Raw genomic sequence first — 19,674 nt, 5'->3', positions numbered from 1 at the left:
CTGCGGGCGTCGGCATGGTAAACCGAAAGTCGCGCCGTTCACGCCCGGCGCCGGCACAGTCACGCAGTCGCCTGCCGTTTCGCACGCGCCTGGGCGATGGCCGCCACCAGCAGGTCGCCGGTCACCGGCTTGCGCAGGAAGCCATCGAAGCCGGCGGCCAGCACCTGGGTTTCGGCGTAGGCATCGGAACGGGCGGTCACTGCCACCAGCGGCAGTTCATAGCCCATGGTGCGCAGCTGGCGGGCGATGGCCGTACCGTCCAGCGCGGGCAGATCGAGATCGAGCAGGCCGACGTCGAAACCATCGGTGGCGATCTCCGACAGCGCACCCAGGCCATGCAGCACGTGGACCACCTCATGCCCGCGCACCCGCAGCAGGCCGGCGATGACCTCGGCCACCGTGGCGTCGTCCTCGACCAGCAGGATGCGCAGCGGCGGCAGTTCCGGCAGGGCCGCCACCTCGCCCGCGGTGCCGGCGGCCTGGCGCGTCCAGGGCAGGGGCAGGCGCACGCGGAACCGCGCCCCCTTGCCAGGCTGGCTGTCCACTTCGATACGCCCCCCCATCGCCACCGCCAGTTCCTGGCAGATCGCCAGTCCCAGGCCACTGCCGCCGTAGCGCGACGCGGTGCGCGGACCGTCGGCCTGTTCAAAACGATGGAACAGGCGCTGCTGCTGCTCGGCATTGATGCCCGGGCCACTGTCATGCACTTCGAAACACAGGCCGCCCTTCTCTTCCAGGCGCACGGCCAGGCCGACGTGGCCGCGCTCGGTGAACTTGATGGCGTTGCCGAGCAGGTTCAGCAGGATCTGGCGCACGCGCATCTCGTCTCCGCTGACACTGACCGGCCCTGCCGGGTTTTCACCGCGCCGGAATTCCAGCTGGCGCTGCTGCGCCATCGGCTGCATCAGGCCCTGCACCTGGTCAAGCAGTTCCTCCAGGTCGAACGGACGCAGATCCAGCTCAAGCCGCCCGGCTTCGATGCGGGCCAGGTCCAGCGCATCGTTGACCAGCCGCAGCAGATGGCTGCCGGCCTGCTGGATCGACCCCGCGTAGCCACGCTGCACCGGATCCAGCGGAGTCGCGAGCAGCAGTTCGCTCATGCCCAGCACGCCGGTCATCGGCGTGCGTACTTCGTGGCCCAGCGTGGCCAGGAAACGGCTCTTGGCCTGCGAGGCCTGCTCGGCCAGCTGCTGCTTGTGCACCGTCAGCTGCCATTGCTGGCGACGGCGCAGCCGCGCGCGGACCGACCAGACCAGGACCACCAGCAGCAGCGACCCCAGCAGGATGTAACCGAAGATCGCCATGCCGCTGCGCCACCACGGCGGCAGCACCTTCACCTGCAACTGCTGCGAAGGCGTCCACGCGCCCCGGGCGGTCGCTGCCTGCACCTCGATGACGTAGCTGCCGGTCGGCAGCCGCGACAGGGTGCGCTGGCCATCGCCCCCCTGCTCCACCCAGTCCTGGTCATAGCCCTGCACGCGGAAGCGGTAACGGTTGCCCTGCGGGCTGGCATAGGACAGCAGCCGCGCATCGATCTGCAGATCGCGGTCATCCGGTCCCAGCAACAGGGTGCCGGTGAGCGGCAACGGTTGCCAGCCGCGCGCGTCGTCGCGGCGTACGCGCACTTCGGCGATCACCAGCGATGAAGAAGGCAGCACCGTGTCGTCGGCATTCACATCGAAGGCAACCAACCCGGTCTGGGTGACGGCCAGCACGCGACCATCTGCATTCACTGCCGGTGGCCGGCCGGTGAACTCCGCATCGGACAGTCCATCGCGCTCGTTGAACTGCTGCAGGCGCCGCGTTTTCGGGTCCCAACGCAGCAGGCCGCGCGGCGTCGTCGCCCACAGCTGGCCGTTGCCGGCCAGCGCCAGCCCGCCCATGGTGACCGGCGGCACGCCTGCACTGCCATCGATGCGCTGGATCAGGCGCAGGCTCATGCCATCCCACTGGTAGCGCTCGAACGCGCCTTGGCGCGCCAGCCACAACTGTTGCGGATCGATCCACACCAGGTCGTAGATGGGCCCGCGCGAAACGCCCGGTACTGCCTCGAAGCGTCCAGCCTGCTCGCGCCAGATGCCCATGTCACCCATCACCCAGGGCCGGCCATGGGCGTCGAAGCGGATCTGCTCGATCGGCGCATCGGCGGTCCCGCGGAAATGCTCCAGCGGATAGCGGTGCAGCAGCCGGCCCTCTGCATCGCGCTGCTGCAGGTCCAGGCCCATCACCGACACCCACACCGTGCCATCAGGCGCCTGCCGCATCAGGTCGATGCGCTGGCGCAGGTCGGCACTGCCATCGATCCGCAGATCGCGCAGCGCGCCGGTAGCCGGATCGTAGACGGTGATGCGGCCGCCGCGTCCCAGCCACAGGCGCCCATCCGGGCGCGGCAGCACCGACCACACCACGCCGCTGCCGAGCTGCCGGTCGCTGGCCAGCAGGCGCAGGGTGCCCTGCGCATCGAGCTGGTACACCCCTCGCGCCGAGCCGACGTAGTAGTTCTTCCCATCGCTGGCCGCGCTCAACAGGTACTGGCTGTCCAGCGGCTTGCCGTCGAGCTGGTTCCAGATCGAGAAGCGCCGCCAGTCCGGTGGCAGATAGGCCAGGCCCTGGGTCAGCAGCGCCACCCACAATCCGCCCTCGTGGTCCTGCAGCAGATCGAGCACACCGCTGTGCGCGGTCAGGAAGCCGCTGCCGCGGTCGCCCTCCAGCCGGCGCAGCGCCGCCGCATCCCCCCGCAACAGGCCATCGGAGGTGCCAGCCCAGTAGCCCCCCTGGCGATCGGCCAGGACCAGGGCCGAGCGCAGCTGGGCGCTGTCGGCCCATCGCGGACGACTGACCCGGTCCTGCCCATCGATGCGGTACAGGCCATCGTTCTGGCTGCCGACCCAGATCGAACCCTCCGCATCCCGGCTCAACCGGAGCACGCTCAGCGTGCCCAGTTCCCGCGCGGCCACCGGCTCGAATCCGCTGCCGTTCCAACGCGCCACGCCCGCTTCGGTGCCCAGCCACAGGCGGCCCTGCGCATCGACCAGGCTGGTGAAGATGCTGTTGCTGGGCAGGCCCCCCGGCTGCGCCGGGTCATGGGTGTAGAGGCGCACGCTGCCGTCCTCGCCAAGCCGGCAGACGCCATGGTTGTTGGTCCCGATCCACAAGGCGTTGTCGACATAGGCCAGCGCCCAGAACTGCCCCTGGCAGGTGGAATTGACCGTGTCGAAGGTCCGGAAGCGCTCGCGGTCGGCATCCAGGCGGGCCACGCCCTTGCCGTTGATGCCCACCCAGACCCGGTCCAGCGGATCGATCAGCAGGGTCTCGATCTCGTTGCCGGGCAGCGAGCCCGGCTGTTCCGGATCGTGCTCCCAGACCCGCAGGCTGTTGCCGTCATAACGGGCGAGTCCACCATCGGTGGCGGCCCAGATGTGGCCCTGGCGATCCTCGGCCAGCGCCACCACCATGCGTGACGGCAAGCCTTCGGCGGCACCGAAGCGGCGCAGGCGCGGTGTTTCTGCCATGTCCAGGGTCGCAGCCGCCGTGGCCATCGCCATCAGCAGCAGTCCCATACCTGCGATGCCACGGCACCACCGGCGCCAGCCGCTCGTCATCCTGAACCCCCTGTCCTGGGCCGATTGTCACACAGGGCCGGGTTCATGGCTGCAACAGGCTGTTTCCAGCGGCGGCACCACCACGAACTGTTGCAGCCATGCACGCAACGTTGGCAGGGGGCTGTGCGTATGATCACAGCGTCACCTTCCGGAGCCCGCCATCGATGCGTCCCTGCCTGGCCCTGCTGCCGATGCTGCTTGCCACCGCCCCTGCCTGGGCGGCCGCCGACACCTATCGCCTCGATCCGGTGCACACGCGGGTGCTGTTCTCCATCGATCACGCGGGCTACTCGCAGGCCATGGGCACCGTGTCCGGCAGCGAGGGCCGCGTGCTGTTCGATCCCGACAACTGGCGCGACGCCACCCTGGAAGTGGACATTCCGGTGTCGCGTCTGGACCTTGGCGACGCCAAGTGGAACCAGGCCACGCTGGCCCGCAGCCTGCTCGATGGCGAGCGATTCCCCAGCGCACGCTTCGTCTCCAGCCGGGTCGAACCGATCGACGCCAAGCGTGCGCATGTGATCGGCACGCTGACCCTGCGCGGGGTCAGCCAGGAAGTCACCCTGGACGTGACCCTCAACGCGCTCAAGCGCTACCCGCTCCCTCCATTCCGACGCACCGCCGGGTTTTCCGCCAGCACGACGCTGAGCCGGCGCGCGTTCGGCATCACCGCCTGGCCGGGGGTCATCGGTGATGCGGTACAGGTGCGGATCGAGGCCGAAGCCACCCTCGACCGCAGCGACGCCCCGGGAACTCCCGCTCCCGTTCCACACTCCGACCACACGACGGCCCCCAAGGACCCTTCATGACCGCCAAGAACACCCCCGCCGCGTGGGGAAGTGTCAGCCAGCTCCTGCACTGGTTGATCGCACTGCTGATCCTCGCCCTGGGCGTGGTCGGCCTGACCATGGGCGAACTGCCCAAGACGCCCAAGTACTTCTGGGTCTACACCGCGCACAAGTCGATCGGCATCACCGTGCTGGCGCTGGTGCTGTTCCGTCTCGGCTGGCGCCTGTATGCCGGTGCGCCGAAGCCGGTGCCGGGCGTGCCCAGCTGGCAGGAACGCATCGCCAGTGCCACCCACGTGCTGCTGTACGTGCTGATGTTTGCCATTCCGCTGTCGGGCTGGCTGTACGATTCGGCCAGTGGCCTGCGCCCGTTCCGTTGGTTCGGCCTGGTCGACGTGCCCAAGCTGAGCGGCCCCGACCCGCAGGTCGTCGCGGTGTCCCATGCCCTCCACGAATACGGCTTCTGGCTGTTGATCGCGGTGGTGCTGGCCCATGCCGGCGCTGCCTTCTACCACCACCTGTTCCAGCGCGATGCAACGCTGTCCCGCATGTTGCCGCGCGGCTGGCTCGCCTCCCCTCAGAAGGACTGACCGATGAACCTGAAACTGACCACTCCGGCCGCCGTGGCTGCCGCCCTGGCCGGCATGCTGGCCACCGCCCCGGCGCTCGCTGCGGAGTATGCGCAGGCCCCCGGTGCCGGCTCGATCCTGGTGTTCGCCAGCAAGTACGACGGCGAAGTGTTCACCGGCAGCTTCCCGGGCTTCGCCACCAAGCTCAGCTTCGACCCGGCCAACCCGGCCGCCGGTTCGCTGGATGTAGTGATTCCGCTGGCAGGCGCCAGGAGCGGCAACAGCGACCGTGACTCGACCCTGCAGGGCGCCGACTTCTTCAATGTCGGCAAGTTCGCCACCGCGCGTTACACCGCCAAGGGCTTCCGCGCCGTGGGCAACGACCAGTTCGCCGCCGATGGCACCCTGGAACTGCGCGGCGTCAGCAAGCCGGTCACCCTGACCTTCAGCTGGAAGCCGGGCACCCAGCCGGTACTGACCGGCAAGGCCACGGTCAAGCGCCTGGACTTCGGCGTCGGCGGCGGTGACTGGGCCGATACCAAGACCATTCCGGACGACACCGCGATCAGCACGATCGTGAAGTTCGACGCGAAATAAGACGCATCCGGTGATGCCGTGCCCGCGGCCGGCATCACCGGGCATCGCAACGCATCCGGTAGTGCCGGCCGCTGGCCGGCATCACCGGGAACAGAGGGGTTGCCGGCCAGCGGCCGGCACTACTGATCGACGGCCAACCAGGCCTGCACCGTGGCCGCATCGAACGGCCAGTCCAGCTCGCGCTCGCCGCGCTCGTCGCGCAGCACCGGCACCCGCGTGCCATAGCGCGCTTCCAGCGCCGGCTGGTCATCCAGGAACACCGATTCGAACTCCGGCGCCCGCGCCTTGGCCAGCTCGGCCAGGGCCAGGTCGCACAGGTGGCAATCGTCACGCTGGATCAGGGTCAGCACCAGTCAGGCTCCCGTGGCGGAAATGCTGCGCCGCAGCCATCGGATGGCCCGGCAAGCCGCTAGAATAGCCGCTTGTCCGGTACCCGCAGTTTGGCATCCATGGCTGTCAGCACGTTCGACGTTTTCAAGATCGGCATTGGCCCGAGCTCCTCGCACACCGTCGGACCGATGAAGGCCGCCGAGCGATTCATCCATCGCTGGCTGCTCGACCCGGGTCGCCTGCACGAGGTCGCGCGCATCCGCGCCGATGTCTACGGCTCGCTGGCCTTGACCGGCCGCGGCCATGGCACCGACAAGGCGATCCTGCTGGGCCTGGAAGGCCAACGGCCTAACCTGATCGACCCGGACATCATTCCGGCCACCCTGGAGCGCATCCGCAGCAGCAAGCGCATCCAGCTGATGGGCCAGCACGAGATCGCCTTCGACGAGAAGCGCGATCTCGGCATGAACAAGCGCCAGAAGCTGCCCTACCACACCAACGGCATGCGCTTCACCGCGTACAACGCCGACGACGAAGTGATCGCCACCCGCGATTACTACTCGGTCGGTGGTGGCTTCGTGGTCAACCAGGACGACGCAGCCGATGACCGCATCGTGCCCGATGAAACCCCGCTGCCCTACCCGTTCAAGAGCGGCGACGAGCTGCTGGCACAGACCGCACGCAGCGGCCTGAGCATCGCCCAGCTGATGTTCGAGAACGAAAAGTGCTGGCGCAGCGAAGACGAGATCCGCGCCCAGCTGCGCGAGATCTGGAGCGCGATGCAGTCGTGCGTCACCCGCGGCATCCGCGAGGAGGGCGTGCTGCCGGGTGGCCTGAAGGTCGGCCGTCGTGCACCGGCGCTGTACCGCGAGCTGTCGTCGAAGCCGGAAGCGGCGATGCGCGATCCGCTGACGACGCTGGACTGGGTCAACCTGTACGCACTGGCAGTGAACGAAGAGAACGCTGCCGGTGGCCGCGTGGTGACCGCACCGACCAACGGTGCGGCCGGCGTACTGCCGGCGGTGCTGCATTACTTCGACCGCTTCTGCCCCGGCGCCAACGAACAGCGCGTGTTCGATTTCCTGCTGACCTCGGCGGCGATCGGCATCCTGTACAAGGAAAACGCTTCGATTTCCGGTGCCGAAGTGGGCTGCCAGGGCGAAGTGGGCGTGGCCTGCTCGATGGCGGCCGGTGGCCTGGTCGCGGCGCTGGGGGGCAACCCGAGCCAGATCGAGAACGCCGCGGAAATCGGCATGGAACACAACCTCGGCCTGACCTGTGACCCGATCGGCGGGCTGGTGCAGATCCCCTGCATCGAGCGCAATGCAATGGGCGCGGTGAAGGCGATCAACGCCTCGCGCATGGCGATGCGTGGCGACGGCAAGCACAAGGTGTCGCTGGACAAGGTCATCAAGACGATGCGCGATACCGGCCGCGACATGCAGGACAAGTACAAGGAAACCAGCCGCGGTGGCTTGGCGGTGAACGTCATCGAGTGCTGAGGGCGACCGGCTCCGGCGCGATGGCGACGGGCCACAGGTAGAGTCGACTGTCAGTCGACCATCGCGCGCAGCGCGGGATTTCCGCGGCCTGAGGGAAGAGCAGTCGACCAACAGTCGACTCTACCCGGTCACCCTTGTCCGTACGGGCGACACCGTCACCGCGTTCCGGTTAGGCTCGGGGCTTCCCCACCCCGGATTGCCCCATGCGCGTGATCGCTGCCGCCCTGCTTGCCTGCCTTCCGCTGGCCGCCCTGGCCGCCCCCACCTACGGGCCTCGGCTGGAGGGTTTCGACTACGCCTATCCGGTGAAGACCTTCGCGCTGGAATCGCAGCGGCAGCCGCTGGAGATGGCCTACCTGGACATCGCGCCGAAGAAGGCACCCATCGGCGTGGTGGTGCTGCTGCACGGCAAGAACTTCTGTGCCGCCACCTGGAAGGAATCGATCAAGCCACTGGTCGCCGCCGGCTATCGGGTGATTGCCCCGGACCAGGTGGGCTTCTGCAAATCCAGCAAGCCCGAGCGTTACCAATATTCGTTCGCGCAGCTGGCCGCCAACACCCATGCCCTGCTGCAACAGCTGCAACTGGGTGACGTCCCGGTGCACCTGGTCGGTCATTCGATGGGCGGCATGCTGGCGGTGCGCTACGCGCTGATGTTCCCGCAGGACCTGCGCAGCCTGTCGCTGGTCAATCCGATCGGGCTGGAAGACTGGAAGGCGCTGGGCGTCCCCTGGCGCAGCGTCGACGCGTGGTACGCCGGCGAAATGAACATCAGCTATGACAGCATCCGCCGCTACCAGCTGGAGGTGTACTACGACGGCAAATGGAAACCGGCCTACGAACCGTGGGCGCGGATGCAGTCGGGCATGTACGAAGGCCCGGGCAAGCAGGCCGTTGCATGGAGCCAGGCGCTGGCCTCGGACATGGTGTTCAACCAGCCGGTGGTCTACGAACTGAAGCACCTGCAGGTGCCGACCACGCTGTTCATCGGCCAGAAGGACCGCACCGCGATCGGGCGCGACCTGGCGCCGCCTGCGGTGAAGGCGACGCTGGGCAATTATCCGGTGCTGGGCAAAGCAGCGGCCGCAGCGATTCCCGGCGCGACGCTGGTCGAGTTCGCCGAACTGGGCCATTCGCCGCAGGTGCAGGACCCCAAGCAGTTCAACAGCGCGTTGTTGAAGGCCCTGAAGTCCCGCTGACCGGCAGGCGTGCCCTCTGTAGAGCCGAGCCCACGCTCGGCTCATGCGGCAGGACCGGGGTTCTGTCAGGAGCAGCCGAGCGTGGGCTCGGCGCTACAGGAACAATGCGATCAACCCACGATCCGCAGCACGTCATCCAGCAACGCAGCCGCAGTGACTTCCGCGCCGGCACCCGGTCCCTGGATCAACAAGGGTTGGTGGCGGTAGCGATCGCTGTGGATGGCCACGCGGTTGTCGGTGCCGGCACCCTGCGCCAACGGATGATCCGCCGGCAGTTCGCGCAGGCCCACCTGCGCACCTTCGCTGTCAACACGGCCAACGAAACGCAGCACGCGGCCGTTGTCACGTGCCTGCTGCCAACGCGCCTGCAGCGGCGCATCCAGCTGCTCCAAGGCAGCCACGGCATCCTCCAGCGGCAACGCTGCCAGCGCTTCGGGCACCAGTGAATCCACCTGTACCTGCGACGCATCCAGCGCCAGCCCGCTGCTGCGCGCCAGGATCAGCAGCTTGCGGCGCACGTCCTCGCCGGACAGGTCCAGGCGCGGGTCTGGCTCGGTATAACCGGCCGCCAGCGCCTCGCGCACCGCCGCCGAGAACGGCGACTGGCCGTCATAGCGATGGAACAGCCACGCCAGCGAGCCGGACAGCACGCCCTCGATGGCATGGATGTGATCGCCACCGGCCACCAGCGCGCGCAGGCTGCTCAACAGCGGCAGCCCGGCACCAACGGTGGCACTGTCGCCATAACGCGCGCCACTGTCGACACAGCTTTCGGCAATGGCCTGCGCGCGGGCGAGCTGCGCGCCCCGGCCCAGCTTGTTGGCGGTCACCACATGCACGCCGCGCGCCAGCCATTGCACGTGACGGGCGGCCACGTCTTCACTGGCCGTGGCATCGACCACCACGTCGCCACGCTCCAGCCCTTCGGCGCTCGCCCATGGTGGCGAACTGTGGCCATCGCGGGGGGCTCGACGTGCCAGTTCCAAGGGCAGCGCCAGGTCGCGATCGATCTCCAGCGCGGTGCGCGAGTTGGCCAGCCATTGCACGCTGGGCAGTTCCAACCCGCGTGCCTGCAGCGCCTGGTAGCGCTGTACGAAGGCCGAACCGACCGTGCCCGTACCGAGCAGCGCCAGGCGTCCCACCCCCAGCGCAGGAATGTCAGCGGCGAGTGCGCTCATGCGTCCACCACCTGTTTGCGGCGGGCGGCCGCATCGATCACCGCTTCGGCGCGCTGCAGCGCGGCGCCGAGATCGGCCAGCAGGTCACGCTCGGCCTCGATGCCGACCGACAGGCGCAGCAGCCCTTCGCTGATGCCGGCGGCTGCACGCGCTTCGGCGGTCATCGCCGCATGAGTCATCGTGGCCGGATGTGCGATCAGGCTTTCGACGCCGCCCAGCGATTCGGCCAGGGTGAAACAGCGTAGCCCGTCCACAAATGCACGCACCGCCGCATGCGGATCATCACCGGCGCAGTGCGCCAGTTCGAACGACAGCATCGCGCCGAAGCCATTCTGCTGGCGCGCGGCGATGGCGTGGCCCGGGTGATCGGCCAGGCCCGGGTAGTACACCGCGCCGACCGCCGGATGCTGGTCCAGCAGGGCAACGATCGACGCCGTGTTTTCCTGGTGCACGCGCAGGCGCGCATCCAGCGTGCGCAGGCCGCGCAGGGTCAGGAAGGCATCGAACGGCGAACCGGTCAGGCCCAGCGCGTTGCCCCACCACACCAGCTGCTCGTGCAGCGCCGGATCGCGCGCGACCACCGCCCCACCTACCACATCGCTGTGGCCATTGATGTACTTGGTGGTGGAATGCAGCACCAGGTCCGCACCAAACGACAGCGGCTGCTGCAGCGCCGGTGACAGGAAGGTGTTGTCGACCACCACGAGGGCACCGGCCTTGTGCGCGGCATCAATGACGAAGCGCAGGTCGGTGATGCGCAGCAGCGGGTTGGACGGGGTTTCCACCAGCACCAGCTTTGGCTGCGTGGCCAGCGCCTGCGCCAGCGCTCGCGGATCGGTCAGGTCGGCGGTGACCAGTTCGAAGTGGCCCTTCTTTGCCAACGCGTTGAACAGCCGCCAGCTGCCGCCGTAGGCATCGTGCGGCACCACCAGGGTGTCGCCCGGCTGCAGCAGCGCGTTCAGTACCAGGTTGATCGCGCCCATGCCGGTCGCGGTGATGACGCCGCCGGCGCCGCCTTCCAGTTCGGCCAGCGCTTCACCCAGCAGGTCGCGGGTCGGGTTGCCACTGCGCGTGTAATCGTACTGGCGCTTGTTGCCGAAGCCTTCAAAACTGAAGTTCGACGACAGCACGATCGGCGGCGTGACCGCGCCATGCGCGGTGTCCCGATCGATGCCGGCACGGACGGCGGCAGTGGTACGACTACAGGACGGCTCGTTGGCGTGCAGGCTCATGCGGACTCTCCAGAAGTGCGGAAGGCGGTGGCGAGGATCGCATCGATGCGATCGGTTTCTTTGAGGAAGGCATCGTGGCCATAGGGCGAGCGCAGCACGCGCAGGCTGCCGCGCGGGCCCAGCCCTTCGACCAGGCCGACCAGGTCGGCCAGCGGCACCAGGCGGTCGCCCTCCACGGCCACCACCACGGTCGGCGGCAGGATCGCGGTGGGATCGACGCGGTGCAGGTCGATTGATTCGGACAGGCGCAGGTAAGCGGTCACCGGCGTGCGCGCGACGTACTGCGCACCGGCCGCATCGAGATAGTCTTCGGCAGCCACGCGCACGCGGCCATTGATGACCTCCGGCGCAGCATCAAAGCGCTCGCCGAACTCTTCCGGGGTGCGGTAGCTGAGCATGGCGAACTGCCGGGCCAGGGCCAGGCCGTGGTCTTCGCCGCACTGCAGCTGGCCCAGCGCGACCGCGCGGCGCTGCAATGCGCGCCAGGCGGCGGCATACGGATGCGGTCGGTGCGCACCGCTGGCCAGCACCAGCTGGCGCACGCGGGCACGATGACGGATCGCGAACTGCTGGCCGACCAGCGCGCCATACGAATAGCCAACGAAGGCCTTCAGCGTGCGGATGCCGAGATGGTCCAGCAGCAGCGCCAAGGCATCGGCCTGGTCGGCGGTATCGATCGGCACATCCAGTGCACCGTCGGCGCCGATGAAGTCGAAGGCCAGCACGCGCAGCTGCTGCGGATCCAGCGCGCGGCCGCTGCCCACCAGGTCTTCGGCCCAGCCCTTCTCGCGGAACTGCGTGTTGGACGCCACGTGGCGATGGGCGGAAATGCCGCCGGCCAGCACCACCACCGGTGCATTGGCCGGACCGACCCACTCATAGCGCAGGCGCACCGGGCTGGGGCCGGCGTGGCGCATCGACAGCACCGCGGCGAACTCACCGCGCTCGGCATGCACGCGGTCTTCGACCGGCACGCTGACGGGGACAAAGGGTTCGGGGCGAATGGCGGTACTGGCGGCGAAGCTCATGGCGGGATCCGGTTGGGGAATCGGCCATCGAGCCTTCGCGGGGCCCGCGTTCGAGATGCACGTGTGGTGCATGGTTCGAACCATCTTTCGGTGGACGCCACGGTCCCCGCAGGATTTGGCACCTACGCAGACGCTTGCGCGCCTGCGGGCTGCCCCGGCTTCAAAGGGCCTGTCCCTCTGCCGGTCTCGATGGTGGGGCCACGATGCCAGCCCATTCCGGCACTGTCAATCCCTTCATGCGGATAAAGCGATGAATATTCTTGGGACAGCTATGCGAAGGCCGTCCCGGTCGCCCTGTTCAGGATCGGGTACAGTCCGGGCGGTCCATTCCGCTGGAAACGCCGATGTCGCGCCTGCCCCTGTCCTGCCTGCTGCTGCCTCTGCTGGCGAGCGCGACCGCACACGCCGGCGACTGGCGCCAGGGCTGGGGACTGGCTCCCCCTTCCGCCCCGGCCACCCGCGCAGGCAGTGCCGAGGGCGCCGCCCCCATGGCCCAATTGCGCCTGCAGCCGGTCGGTACGCAATGGCAGGCCCGGATCGACAACGGGCTGGCAGGGCCGCTGCAGATCCAGCTGCGCGCCGCCCCCGGGCACCCGGTCGAAGGCCTCCCGGTCGAGTCGCTGATCCAGGGCGACAGCAGCCTGGTAGTCGGCCACCTGCCCGCCCCGATCGATGGCCGCATGCTGGATCTGCGCCTGCAGTCGGTGCCGGGCAACCCGGCCGCACAGGCCGAAGATGTCGCCTACCGCCTGCCATTCGATGCGGCGCGCCTGCGCGTGGACCAAGCGCCGCAGGGACGATTCAGCCATGACGACGAGGAGAACCGCGACGCGGTCGACTTCGCACTGCCGGAGGGCACCCTGGTGCTGGCCGCGCGCGAGGGTACGGTGATGCAGATCCAGGATGGCTTCCGTGGCAACGGCCAGGACCGCGAACGCGATGGTGCCCGCGCCAACTTCATCCGCGTGCTGCACAGCGACGGCAGCATGGCGCTGTACGGCCACCTGCAGGCCGGCGGCATGCGCGTGCGTCGTGGCCAGGCGATAGGGGCCGGACAGCCGATCGGCCTGTCTGGCAACAGCGGCTATAGCAGTGCCCCGCACCTGCACTTCGTGGTGCAGGTCAATCGCGGCATGGGCCTGCGCTCGGTGCCGGTGCGCATCTTCGCCGAGCAGGGCCAGCTGCAGTTCGCCCGCCAGGGCGAGGCCGAAGGCGGTACCGGGCGCTGACCGCCCCCGGCCGGTATAATCGGGCGCTTATCTCTTTGAAAAGCGCCCCGGGCGGGCGCCACTGCCATGTCCGAAGTCGCCAACGAAGCGTCGCGTCGCCGCACCTTCGCCATCATTTCCCACCCTGACGCCGGCAAGACCACGCTGACCGAAAAGCTGCTGCTGTTCGGGGGCGCGATCCAGATGGCCGGTTCGGTCAAGGGCCGCAAGGCTGCCCGCCACGCCACCTCCGACTGGATGGCGCTGGAAAAGGAGCGCGGCATCTCCGTCACCTCCTCGGTGATGCAGTTCCCGTATGAAGGCAAGATCGTCAACCTGCTCGACACCCCCGGCCACGCCGACTTCGGCGAAGACACCTACCGCGTGCTGACCGCGGTGGACTCGGCGCTGATGGTGATCGACGTGGCCAAGGGCGTGGAAGAGCGCACCATCAAGCTGATGGAAGTGTGCCGCCTGCGCGACACCCCGATCATGACCTTCATCAACAAGCTCGACCGCGAGGGCAAGGACCCGATCGAGCTGCTGGATGAAGTGGAAACCGTGCTCGGCATCCAGTGCGCGCCGGTCACCTGGCCGATCGGCATGGGCCAGCGCCTGAAGGGCGTGGTCCACCTGCTGACCGGCGAAGTGCACCTGTACGAACCGGGCCGCAACTTCACCCGCCAGGACTCGACCATTTTCCCGTCCATCGATGCTCCCGGCCTGGCCGAGAAGATCGGTGCACAGATGCTGGCCGACCTGCGCGACGAGCTGGAACTGGTGCAGGGCGCCAGCCACCCGTTCGACCTGCAGGCCTACCGCGAGGGCAAGCAGACGCCGGTGTTCTTCGGCTCGGGCGTCAACAACTTCGGCGTGCAGCCGCTGCTGGACTTCTTCGTCGAACACGCACCCGCACCGCAGGCGCGCTCCACCACCGGCCGCGAGATCGCCCCGGAAGAAAACAAGCTGACCGGCTTCGTGTTCAAGATCCAGGCCAACATGGACCCGCAGCACCGCGACCGCGTGGCCTTCATGCGGGTCTGCTCGGGCCGCTTCAGCGCCGGCATGAAGACCTTCCACGTGCGTACCGGCAAGGAAATGAAGCTGGCCAACGCGCTGACCTTCATGGCCAGCGACCGTGAGATCGCCGCCGAGGCGTGGCCGGGCGATGTGATCGGCATCCACAACCACGGCACCATCTCCATTGGCGATACCTTCACCGAAGGCGAAGCGGTCACCTTCACCGGGATCCCCAACTTCGCCCCGGAACTGTTCCGCCGCGCCCGCCTGCGCGATCCGCTCAAGCTCAAGCAGCTGCAGAAGGGCCTGGCCCAGCTGTCCGAGGAAGGCGCGACCCAGTTCTTCCGCCCGCTGACCAGCAACGACCTGATCCTGGGTGCGGTCGGCGTGCTGCAGTTCGACGTGGCCGCCTACCGCCTGAAGGACGAGTACGGCGTGGAAGCCACCTTCGAGCCGGTGAGCGTGACCACTGCGCGCTGGGTCCACTGCAGCAACGAGAAGAAGCTGGAAGAGTTCCGCGAGAAGAACGCGCTGAACCTGGCGCTGGATGCCGCCGGGCACCTGGTCTACCTGGCGCCGACCCGGGTCAACCTGCAGCTGGCCCAGGAACGCTCGCCGGATGTGCGCTTCTCTGCCACCCGCGAAGCGGCGCATACCGTTTCGGCAGGCTGATGCCACGGGGTCGGATCCCTTTCCGGCAGGAAAGGGCTCTGACCCCAGCCAACGCAAGGCAGACATTCACCCACCATACGGTGACAGGCGTGCACGCATCGCCCATCGCGGCGATGATAGGGGGGTGCGGGTCCCCCTCCCCGCGAACAATGCCTACGCCATGTCCACGACGTCCATTGCTTCGATCCGTGAAGAAATCGCCAGCGCCCTGACCCATGGCCTGGGCGCGGTATTCGCCCTGGCAGCCAGCGCGGTGTTGATCACCCTGGCGGCGATCTACGGCGACGGCTGGCAGCTGGCCAGCGCGATCGTATTCGGTATCGCGCTGTTGCTGCTGTACACCGCCTCCACGCTGTACCACGCCATCCAGCATCCGGTCGCCAAGGGCCGGTTGAAGGTGTTCGACCATTGCGCGATCTATGTGCTGATCGCGGGCACCTATACCCCGTTCACCCTGATCGGCCTGCGCGGTCCGTGGGGCTGGGGCCTGTTCACCGCGATCTGGGCGCTGGCGCTGGGCGGCGTGGTGTTCAAGCTGTTCTACACCGGCCGCTTCAAGGTGCTCTCAACGGTGATCTACATCGCCATGGGCTGGCTGGTGGTCGTGGCGATCAAGCCGATGTGGGCCTCGATCGATGGCGGCACCCTCACCTGGCTGTTCGCCGGCGGCCTGTCGTACACGCTGGGGACCTATTTCTACCACCGTGAATCGATCCCGTACTCGCATGCCATCTGGCACCTGTTCGTGATCGGCGGCAGCGTCTGCCACTTCGTCGCGGTCACCATGCAGGTGCTGTAACGGCCGCTCGACGGCAGCGCGTGCACACCATGCACATGGTCGCTTCGCGCCCTGTCCACGAAGAGGGGGCAACCATGGCAGCGTGAATGCTGCCGCCTCCCCTGCCGCAAAGCGCACGCCCCGCTGGCGCCTCCGCCGCCCCGGCCCACGAGGCCGGCGCTGGCTCACGATCCTGATCTTCCTGCTGGCGGCGATCCTGGTACTGATCGCGTTGTGGGACTGGAACTGGTTCAAGGGGCCGGTGGAGCGCGCGGTGCAGGCACGCACCGGCCGCGTGCTGCACATCGGGAACCTTGATGTCGACCTCGGCCGCACCAGCACGATCCGCGCCGATGCGGTCACCTTCGCCAATGCCAGCTGGGCGAAACAACCCGATATGGCCAGCGCCGACCGCGTCGAGATCGACGTGCGGGTCTGGCCCCTGCTGCGCGGCAGCGTGCAGCTGCCCGAAGTGCGCCTGACCCGGCCGGACGTGCTGCTGGAAACCGCCCCGCGCAAGGGCGAACCGGGCAACTGGGATTTCCTCGGTGACAGCGCCGGCGGGACCAGCCCCCAGCTCAAACGGCTGCGCGTCGATGACGGTCGCCTGCAGTTTCTCGATGCGCTCGGCCGCACCGATATCCGCGTGGACGTGCGCAGCGGCCAGCCGAAACAGGCCGACGCGGCGCCACCGCTGCTGGTGCAGGGCAAGGGACGCTGGCAGGGCAATCCGTTCACCCTGCGCGGTGGTACTGAATCACCGCTGGAGCTGACCGACAGCGGCCACCCGTTCCGCATCCACCTCGACGGTCGCGCTGGCGCCACCCACGCCGTCGCCAGCGGCACATTGACCAATCCCTTCCAGCTGCGCGTGTTCGACCTGCAGTTCGCGCTCAGCGGCCAGGACCTGGCCGACCTCTACCCCTTGCTCGGCATCGCCATTCCGCCGTCCCCGCCCTACGCGTTGAATGGTCGGCTCAAGCGTGACCACGACCTCTGGCGTTACGAGCAGTTCACCGGCAAGGTCGGCGACAGCGACCTCGGTGGCAACCTGCAGTTCGAAGTGGGAGGCGCGCGCCCGCGACTGACCGCCACGCTGGAATCCAGACGCCTGGACTTCGATGACCTGGCCGGCTTCGTCGGTGCGCCACCGAAGACCGGCGGCGGCGAAACCGCCAATGCAGAGCAGAAGGCCGAGGCCGCACGGGTCGCCGCGCGTGCGCGTGTGTTGCCGGACACGCCCTACAACCTCGGCAAGCTGCGTGCGATGGATGCCGACGTGCGTTGGAAAGCCCACCGCATCAACGCGCCGTCATTGCCATTGGACGACATGGATGCACACCTGTTGCTGGACGACGGTGTGCTGCGGCTGGACCCACTGAACTTCGGCGTCGCTGGCGGCGACATCCGCAGCACGATCCGCATGGACGCGCGCCAGCCGCAGATCAGTACCGCGCTGAAGGCCAGTGTGCGCGGCGTGCAGCTTGGCCAGTTGTTCCCCGACGCCAAGCTGGCCGAACAGGCCAAGGGTGGCATCGGCGGCGAGGTGGACCTGAGTGGCCGCGGCAATTCGATCGCCGCGATGCTCGGCAGCAGCAGCGGCAAGGTCGGCCTGGCAATGGGCCGTGGCCATGTCGGCAACCTGGTGATGGAACTGGCCGGCCTGGACATCACCGAGTCGCTGAAATTCCTGGTGACCGGCGACAAGCAGATCCCCCTGCGTTGCGCCTTCGCCGACTTCGGCGTGCGCGACGGCCTGATGACCAGCCAGGCGTTGGCGGTGGATACCACCGACACGATCCTCATCGGCGAAGGCACGGTCAGCCTGCGCGACGAGAGCCTGGACCTGCTGTTGAAGCCACGCCCGAAGGACAAGAGCATCCTGGTGCTGCGCTCGCCACTGCACATCGCCGGCACTTTCAAGGACCCGTCGTTCCGCCCGGACTTCAAGGCGCTGGGCATCCGCGGCGCGGTGGCCCTGGCACTGGGCAGCATCGCCCCGCCGGCGGCATTGCTGGCAACCATCGAACTGGGGCCGGGCAAGGATGCCGACTGCGGGGGGCAGTATGCGAAGTAGGGTTACAGCGTTGTTCGCGGCGCCTGCATTGATGGTGGCTTGAGGGGGACGGGTGACGCAGGCAGGACACGCCGCAAGTACGTCCCTGTAGGCTCGATGGTGCCATCCATGGCGCCAACGGTCCTGCCTGCGTCACCCGTCCCCCTCCTGACAGTTTCCTGCGCGCGCGGAACGAGAGCGGAAATTCAAAGTCAAAAAAAAAAGCAAAGTCAAAAGCTGTTGCCAACCAAGGTTGGCGGCTACCAAAGGCGAGGCACCGCGCATGTACGCACCGCGCTCGCGGAAATGTTTCCAGAGGCGGAGGGCATGGGCGTGCAGGACCGTTGGCGCCATGGATGGTGCCATCGAGCCTACAGGGACGTACTTGCGGCGTGTCCTGCACGCCCATGCCCTCCGCCTCTCCGACGTATCAGGAAGGCGCCGCTTCTGCTTCTGCACTTGCTGTTGGCGGGCCGGCGGGCCGCAGGCCCGCCGGTGAACACCTCACCCCGCCACGATGTACTGCTGCAGCTGGTCCAGCTCGCGCCGCTGCGCATCAATCACCGACTTCACCAGGTCACCGATGGAGATCACCCCCAGCACCTGCGCGCCCTCCACCACCGGCAGATGGCGGATGCGGTAGTCGGTCACCAGTTGCAGGCAATGCTCCACCTGCTCACCGGGCGACACCGTCACCACCTGCGCCGTCATGATCTCCGCCACCGCGGTATCGCGCGATGAACGATCACGCAGCACGATCTTGCGCGCGTAGTCACGCTCGGACAGGATCCCGACCAGCCGCGGCCCGTCCATCACCAGTACCGCACCGATGCCCTTTTCCGCCATCAACCGGATCGCATCGATCACCGCCGCGTCCGGCGCGACCGCATGTACTTCAGGAGACTTGCCATCCAACAGCTGCCGTACCGTCGTCATCTGCCTGCCCTCCGAGGGTGGGTTGCAGGGCCGAGTCTGCCACGGCGGATGCTAGCCACGCGTCAACCAGGTACAACGGCCGCTGCTTGGACTCTTCGTACAGCCGCCCCAGGTACTCTCCCACCAGCCCCAGCGCGATCAACTGCACTCCCCCCAGGAACAGGATCACCGCCATCATCGTCGGCCAACCCGCCACCCGGTCGCCATACAGCGCCGCCTTCACGATCACCCACAGGCCGAACACGAACGCGACTGCGGCGGTTGCCAGTCCCAGGTAGGTGGCAGCCCGCAGCGGCACAGTCGAGAAGCCGGTGATGCCTTCGAGGGCGAAATTCCACAGCCGCCACAGGCTGAATTTGCTGGTGCCGGCCACGCGCGCGTGGCGGTGATAGGGCACGGCAATCCGCTTGAAGCCTACCCAGCTGAAAAGCCCCTTCATGAAACGGTGGCGCTCACGCATCCCGCGCAGGGCGCTCAGCGCGCGCGGGGACAGCAGGCGGAAATCTCCGGTATCGGCCGGAATCGGCGTACGCGACAGGCGACCCATCACCCGGTAGAACATCGCTGCCGTGGCGCGCTTGATCCAGGACTCGCCATCGCGGGCCATGCGCGTGCCGTAGACGTTGTCATGGCCCTCGCGCCAGCGCGCGACGAATTGCGGCACCAGCTCCGGCGGGTCCTGGCCGTCGGCATCGAGGATCATCGCTGCCCCCTCGTGCACCAGATCCAGGCCCGCGGTCAGCGCCGCCTCCTTGCCGAAGTTGCGCGACAGCTTCAGCGCCGAGACGCGCGCATCAGCCTGGGCCAACCCCGCGATCACCTCCCAGGTGCGGTCATGACTGCCGTCATCCACATAGAGGATGTGGCCGTCGATGTCGGGCATGCCGTCCAGCACCGCGCACAGCCGTGGATGCAGCAGCGGTAATGCCAGGGCCTCGTTGTAGGCGGCGATGACAAAAGTGAGCCGTTCGCGGGTCAT

General features: G+C 67.9%; 16 protein-coding genes and 1 riboswitch. Of the genes, 9 read left to right on the top strand and 7 right to left on the bottom strand.

The annotated features are described in order from the left end of the window. Positions 1-59: 59 nt before the first annotated feature. Positions 60-3,602, bottom strand: coding sequence for an ATP-binding protein (locus J3A72_RS08195; protein ID WP_075077169.1), 3,543 nt, complete (start codon positions 3,600-3,602; stop codon positions 60-62). 164 nt (positions 3,603-3,766) lie between these two features. On the opposite strand from J3A72_RS08195, the gene J3A72_RS08190 reads away from it, so the two are divergent. The 3 genes from J3A72_RS08190 to J3A72_RS08180 are packed head-to-tail and all read left to right on the top strand — an operon-like array spanning position 3,767 to position 5,556. Continuing rightward, complete coding sequence (locus J3A72_RS08190; protein WP_014648056.1) at positions 3,767-4,411, top strand: YceI family protein; 645 nt, start codon at positions 3,767-3,769, stop codon at positions 4,409-4,411. Then, positions 4,408-4,980, top strand: a complete 573-nt coding sequence (locus J3A72_RS08185) for a cytochrome b (protein ID WP_032957065.1) — start codon at positions 4,408-4,410, stop codon at positions 4,978-4,980. Before J3A72_RS08190 ends, J3A72_RS08185 begins: the two co-directional genes overlap by 4 nt. Before the next feature lie 3 nt (positions 4,981-4,983). Beyond that, complete coding sequence (locus tag J3A72_RS08180; RefSeq protein ID WP_075077170.1) at positions 4,984-5,556, top strand: YceI family protein; 573 nt, start codon at positions 4,984-4,986, stop codon at positions 5,554-5,556. A gap of 119 nt (positions 5,557-5,675) precedes the next feature. Here J3A72_RS08180 and J3A72_RS08175 read toward each other — a convergent pair whose 3' ends face one another. Next, positions 5,676-5,906, bottom strand: a complete 231-nt coding sequence (locus J3A72_RS08175; RefSeq protein WP_014648059.1) for a glutaredoxin family protein — start codon at positions 5,904-5,906, stop codon at positions 5,676-5,678. Between the two features lie 99 nt (positions 5,907-6,005). Between J3A72_RS08175 and J3A72_RS08170 the strand changes: the two genes are divergently transcribed. Both J3A72_RS08170 and J3A72_RS08165 read left to right on the top strand, forming a co-directional pair. Next, the gene (locus J3A72_RS08170; protein WP_006464040.1) at positions 6,006-7,388 is read left to right on the top strand and encodes an L-serine ammonia-lyase; all 1,383 of its coding nucleotides are present in this window, start codon (positions 6,006-6,008) and stop codon (positions 7,386-7,388) included. Between the two features lie 203 nt (positions 7,389-7,591). Then, positions 7,592-8,587: an alpha/beta hydrolase gene (locus J3A72_RS08165; RefSeq protein ID WP_075077171.1), complete on the top strand. Its 996-nt coding sequence runs from the start codon at positions 7,592-7,594 to the stop codon at positions 8,585-8,587. A gap of 110 nt (positions 8,588-8,697) precedes the next feature. On the opposite strand, the gene J3A72_RS08160 is transcribed toward J3A72_RS08165, so the two are convergent. Genes J3A72_RS08160 through J3A72_RS08150 form a run of 3 tightly spaced genes read right to left on the bottom strand, consistent with a single transcriptional unit; the run spans position 8,698 to position 12,025 of the window. Continuing rightward, a complete protein-coding gene (locus J3A72_RS08160; RefSeq protein ID WP_075077172.1) occupies positions 8,698-9,765 on the bottom strand; it encodes a homoserine dehydrogenase in 1,068 nt (355 codons plus the stop codon). Next, the gene (locus J3A72_RS08155; protein ID WP_046432019.1) at positions 9,762-10,997 is read right to left on the bottom strand and encodes an O-succinylhomoserine (thiol)-lyase; all 1,236 of its coding nucleotides are present in this window, start codon (positions 10,995-10,997) and stop codon (positions 9,762-9,764) included. Before J3A72_RS08155 ends, J3A72_RS08160 begins: the two co-directional genes overlap by 4 nt. Next, positions 10,994-12,025 (bottom strand): homoserine O-succinyltransferase, encoded by a 1,032-nt coding sequence (locus J3A72_RS08150; protein WP_014648063.1) that lies wholly within the window; start codon positions 12,023-12,025, stop codon positions 10,994-10,996. Before J3A72_RS08150 ends, J3A72_RS08155 begins: the two co-directional genes overlap by 4 nt. Positions 12,026-12,102: 77 nt before the next feature. Continuing rightward, a riboswitch (SAM riboswitch) is annotated at positions 12,103-12,221 on the bottom strand. A 148-nt stretch (positions 12,222-12,369) separates the two neighbouring features. Here J3A72_RS08150 and J3A72_RS08145 point away from each other — a divergent pair. The 4 genes from J3A72_RS08145 to J3A72_RS08130 all read left to right on the top strand — a co-directional run bounded on the left by J3A72_RS08145 (position 12,370) and on the right by J3A72_RS08130 (position 17,780). Continuing rightward, positions 12,370-13,254, top strand: coding sequence for a M23 family metallopeptidase (locus J3A72_RS08145; protein WP_046432023.1), 885 nt, complete (start codon positions 12,370-12,372; stop codon positions 13,252-13,254). A gap of 66 nt (positions 13,255-13,320) precedes the next feature. Next, positions 13,321-14,925: a peptide chain release factor 3 gene (locus J3A72_RS08140; protein WP_014648065.1), complete on the top strand. Its 1,605-nt coding sequence runs from the start codon at positions 13,321-13,323 to the stop codon at positions 14,923-14,925. A 160-nt stretch (positions 14,926-15,085) separates the two neighbouring features. After that, the gene (locus J3A72_RS08135; protein ID WP_005410682.1) at positions 15,086-15,724 is read left to right on the top strand and encodes a hemolysin III family protein; all 639 of its coding nucleotides are present in this window, start codon (positions 15,086-15,088) and stop codon (positions 15,722-15,724) included. 82 nt (positions 15,725-15,806) lie between these two features. Next, the gene (locus J3A72_RS08130) at positions 15,807-17,780 is read left to right on the top strand and encodes an AsmA family protein (protein WP_075077174.1); all 1,974 of its coding nucleotides are present in this window, start codon (positions 15,807-15,809) and stop codon (positions 17,778-17,780) included. Between the two features lie 483 nt (positions 17,781-18,263). Here J3A72_RS08130 and J3A72_RS08125 read toward each other — a convergent pair whose 3' ends face one another. Beyond that, on the bottom strand, positions 18,264-18,695 hold the full coding sequence (locus J3A72_RS08125) for a CBS domain-containing protein (RefSeq protein WP_012511858.1): 432 nt from the start codon (positions 18,693-18,695) through the stop codon (positions 18,264-18,266). Then, a complete protein-coding gene (locus J3A72_RS08120) occupies positions 18,655-19,674 on the bottom strand; it encodes a glycosyltransferase family 2 protein (protein ID WP_049441325.1) in 1,020 nt (339 codons plus the stop codon). The genes J3A72_RS08125 and J3A72_RS08120 overlap by 41 nt, the downstream gene beginning before the upstream one ends.

It is taken from the genome of Stenotrophomonas sp. PvP093 (assembly GCF_017876915.1).
GTDB lineage: Bacteria > Pseudomonadota > Gammaproteobacteria > Xanthomonadales > Xanthomonadaceae > Stenotrophomonas > Stenotrophomonas muris.
This window is presented reverse-complemented; position numbering and strand designations above follow the sequence as displayed.